Below are 3,290 nucleotides of genomic sequence, written 5' to 3'. Positions count from 1 at the left end.
CCTCCCGCCCCCGGCGTCGCCCCGATCGGCGACGCACCTCCGGCCGGGAGCGGTGCGCCCCGGCCGGAGGACGAGCCCACCCCCGGGGCGGGGCGCCGGTCAGTCGGCGCGCCGGGGCTCCCCGTCGCCACCGGCGGTCGGTTCACCCGGGGTGTCCGCCTCTTCGGACGCGGGTTCGGAAGGGAGCCGGGTGCCGACGGGCCCCACGGGGCCGGGCGCCCCGTCACCGACGGTGGGCACGGCTCTGCCCACCCGCTCGGTGTACCGGGCCGCGGCCCGCTCGGCCAGCGCCTCGTTCAGCAGCCGGAAGTCGTGCTCGGCCCTCCGGATCACCATCCCCAGCACCGGCACCAGCACCCCCCGGAAGGTCTCGCCGTGGACCAGCCGGGTGGCGGGGTCCTCGGGGGTGCCGAGATCGGTGAGGAGGAAGTGGTGTTCCCCGTCGAACAGACCGGGCATCAGCAGCTTCCCCCGCCAACGCAGTTCCGTCTCCACCTCGGCGACCAGGACCTTGGGCCGGAAGTTCACGGGGCGCCCCTTGGTGGGGTGCATCCGCAGCGTCAGGGTGCCCCCGCGTTCCGCCCGGCCCCCGGCCTCCCGGATGAAGGGGTTCCACTCGCCGTAGCGGGAGAAGTCCAGCAGCACCTCCCACACGTCCTCCGGCGGGGCGGGAATCTCGATCTCGGTGGTGACGCTGCGCACGGCGTTCGTTCTCCTCGAGGCGGCTCGGGCGACGCGCCGGGGAGGCGCGGTGACGGACGGTACACGGCGCGCGGCGGGTCACGCGGGCGCGCGGCCCCGTGGCGCGGGGCCGATGATGCCACGCCCCGGATGAACGGACGCGGAACGCGCGTTTCCGGTTGGCCCGGGGATTCCCCGCCGGGTGGAGGGGTACCGGTCGGGGAGGCGCCGGCACGACATCGCGCGCGTGCCGCGTACCCTTCGTCAGCGTCCCGGAGACCCCCGTGTCCGTCCCCATCCGCTCCCACCGGCGCTGTTCCCCGCCCACCGGTCCTCACGGCACCGGTGCCCACCGTCCGGGCCACGGGCGGTGAGCGCCGTGCAGCGGCTCTGGTACGCGGCCTACGGCTCCAACACCCACCCCGCCCGCCTGGCCCTCTACCTGCGCGGCGGGGTTCACCCGGACGGCGGGCGCGAGTACCCCGGCTGCCGCGACCCCCGGCCACCGGAGCGGAGCGCGCCGCTGTGGTTGCCCGGCTCGCTGTACTTCGCCACCACCTCCCCGGTGTGGCGGGGCGGCCGGGCCTTCTACGACCCCGACACCCCCGGTCCCACCGCGGCCCGCGCCCACCTGCTGCGGCCCGGTCAGTTCGCGGACCTGCTGGCCCAGGAGATGTACCGCGAACCGGGCACGGAACCCGCGCCGGACCTTCCCGCCCTGTTGTCGGCCGGCCGACTGCGGGTCGGCCCCGGCCGGTACGAGACGCTCGTCCTCACCGGCGAGTTGGACGGCCTCCCGGTCGTGACCTTCACCGCGCCGTGGCGCTCCGACGAGGTCCCGGCGGTGGCACCGGCCCCCGCCTACCTGTGGCGGATCGGCGTCGGCCTGCGGGAGGCCAACGGGTGGGACGCGGAGCGGACCGCCGAGGCGCTGGTGGGGTCCCCCGGCGTCGCCGGGCGCTGGACCCGCGACACCCTGACCGCGCTGATCGCCGGCCCGCCGCCGGACGTCCCGGACGTCCCGGACGTCCCGGACATCCCGGGCGGGTGAGGCGGGGCCGGGCCGGGAGCGCCGGTGCCCCCCGGGATCACCCGGCGGCCCCCGGCCGGCCATCGGTCGCGGTGGGCACGGCCTAGCCGGGGGTGGTGATCCCCCGGGCGGGCCCGCCCACCGGGACACCTCGACCGTCATCGCCAGAACCGGGAGCGGGTGGCCCCACGCCGTCGGGTACGCGGGGGCGATCAGCGGGAGGGAGGCCGCGGCCATGACGGCCGTCTCCCGCGCCCCCCGGGACCTCGTGCGCAGGGCCCACAGCAGGGCGGTGATCGCCGTCACCAACAGGGGCCAGGCGCCGTAATCGGTGCCGAACGGCAGGATTTCGGCGTCCAGGGTGGTCATGGGAAGCCACACGGCGACGGCCACCGCGCACGCGTCGGGGGTCGGCGCGGTGTCGGGCGGGACGGCCTACACCAGCAGGGCCGTGAGCAGCGCCATGGCGGGGGTCGCCACCACGTGCCCGACGCCGGCCCCCCCGATCGCCGCCGCCACGGCCCAGCCCAGCGAGCCGAGGACGACCGCGGTCGCGCCCGCGCGCCACCGCCCGGTCAGGGCCGTGATCGCCCCCACCACGATCAGCGCGGCGGCGAGCAGGAGAGCGCTCCAGGCGTCGAGGAAGAGCATCAGCGGGGCGGGGGAGGCGACCACCGAGGCATACCACTCGCTCAGGTGCATCCCGCTGCCGGCCGCCGCCGCGGCCACGACGAACGGCGCGGCGTCGGCCAGGAACCGTCCGGCGGGGAGGCGGAGTCCACGCCCAGCCTCATCCGCGCCGCGTGGGCGGTGATGTCCGCCGCCTCCCGGAACCGGTCCAGGGGAGGCGCCTGCGCCGTAGCCTCCCGGTGGACGGCGAGGATCTCCTCGCCGTACTCGGAGCGGTACCGGCGCGGGTACAGGAGCAGGAGTCGTTCGATCACGCCGGGGCCCCCGCCGGGCCGGATGCCTCCAGTCGTCGACGCGCCTCCCGGGCCGTCGCCGCCAGGCGCTCCGCCTCGACCGCCAACCTCTCCCGTCCGGGCGCGGCCAGGGCGTAGACCTTGCGGGCCCGCCCGTCCACGATCTCCTCGCGGGAGACCTCGATCAGACCGTCCCTCAGCAGGCGGTCGAGGGCGCCGTAGAGGGTCCCGGTGCGCAGGACCACCCGGCCGTCGGAGAGGGTCTTCACCTCGCGGGTGATGGCGTACCCGTGCCGCGGCTCGTCCGCCAGGGCGGTCAGCACCAGAAGGGTGGGTTCCTGCAGGGCGCGCTCGCTCGTCCGACTCATGTTCTCAACATATGTCGTTCGACGGACCGTGGCCAGGGTCGGCGGGAGTCGTCGCACCCCGTGGCTCCCGTTGCTTCCCGGGGGTTCCCGGGCATTCCCGGGGTTTCCCGTCCGGCGTCTTGACGTCGAACCGCTCCGAGGAGAGAGTCCCCATGGCTTGGGAGCGCTCCCACTCCAGGGGGCTCCCGGCCGCGCACGGACAACGGACATGGCCACCGCCCAACGGGTCGACACCAGGAGCCGCCCCCGATGAGACGCACCCGAGGACGCACCACCCCCGAGCCCACC

5 protein-coding genes are annotated in these 3,290 nt (G+C 76.1%); 1 reads left to right on the top strand and 4 read right to left on the bottom strand.

Annotation, left to right across the window (positions count from 1 at the left end):
- Nucleotides 1-99: 99 nt before the first annotated feature.
- A complete protein-coding gene (locus FNQ90_RS17185; protein ID WP_182607197.1) occupies nucleotides 100-702 on the bottom strand; it encodes an SRPBCC family protein in 603 nt (200 codons plus the stop codon).
- A 358-nt stretch (nucleotides 703-1,060) separates the two neighbouring features.
- Between FNQ90_RS17185 and FNQ90_RS17180 the strand changes: the two genes are divergently transcribed.
- Nucleotides 1,061-1,732 (top strand): histone deacetylase, encoded by a 672-nt coding sequence (locus FNQ90_RS17180; protein ID WP_182607196.1) that lies wholly within the window; start codon nucleotides 1,061-1,063, stop codon nucleotides 1,730-1,732.
- A gap of 414 nt (nucleotides 1,733-2,146) precedes the next feature.
- Here the strand turns inward: FNQ90_RS17180 and FNQ90_RS17175 are convergent, their stop codons facing one another.
- Genes FNQ90_RS17175 through FNQ90_RS17165 form a run of 3 tightly spaced genes read right to left on the bottom strand, consistent with a single transcriptional unit; the run spans nucleotide 2,147 to nucleotide 3,002 of the window.
- Nucleotides 2,147-2,413 (bottom strand): hypothetical protein, encoded by a 267-nt coding sequence (locus FNQ90_RS17175; RefSeq protein WP_182607195.1) that lies wholly within the window; start codon nucleotides 2,411-2,413, stop codon nucleotides 2,147-2,149.
- The gene (locus FNQ90_RS17170; protein ID WP_182607194.1) at nucleotides 2,404-2,655 is read right to left on the bottom strand and encodes a hypothetical protein; all 252 of its coding nucleotides are present in this window, start codon (nucleotides 2,653-2,655) and stop codon (nucleotides 2,404-2,406) included. The genes FNQ90_RS17175 and FNQ90_RS17170 overlap by 10 nt, the downstream gene beginning before the upstream one ends.
- Entirely contained in the window at nucleotides 2,652-3,002 is a 351-nt protein-coding gene (locus tag FNQ90_RS17165; protein ID WP_182607193.1) for a PadR family transcriptional regulator, read from the bottom strand. The genes FNQ90_RS17170 and FNQ90_RS17165 overlap by 4 nt, the downstream gene beginning before the upstream one ends.
- Nucleotides 3,003-3,290: the final 288 nt, after the last annotated feature.

The sequence above is a fragment of the Streptomyces alkaliphilus genome (assembly GCF_014141535.1).
Lineage (GTDB): Bacteria > Actinomycetota > Actinomycetes > Streptomycetales > Streptomycetaceae > Streptomyces > Streptomyces alkaliphilus.
Note: the sequence above shows the minus strand (reverse complement) of the source record. Positions and strands in the feature narration are given on the sequence as shown.

Excerpts from the sequence above, each read along its gene's own strand:
- FNQ90_RS17175 (WP_182607195.1), bottom strand. The coding sequence starts at position 2,413 with ATGCACCTGAGCGAGTGGTATGCCTCGGTGGTCGCCTCCCCCGCCCCG.
- FNQ90_RS17165 (WP_182607193.1), bottom strand. The coding sequence starts at position 3,002 with ATGAGTCGGACGAGCGAGCGCGCCCTGCAGGAACCCACCCTTCTGGTG.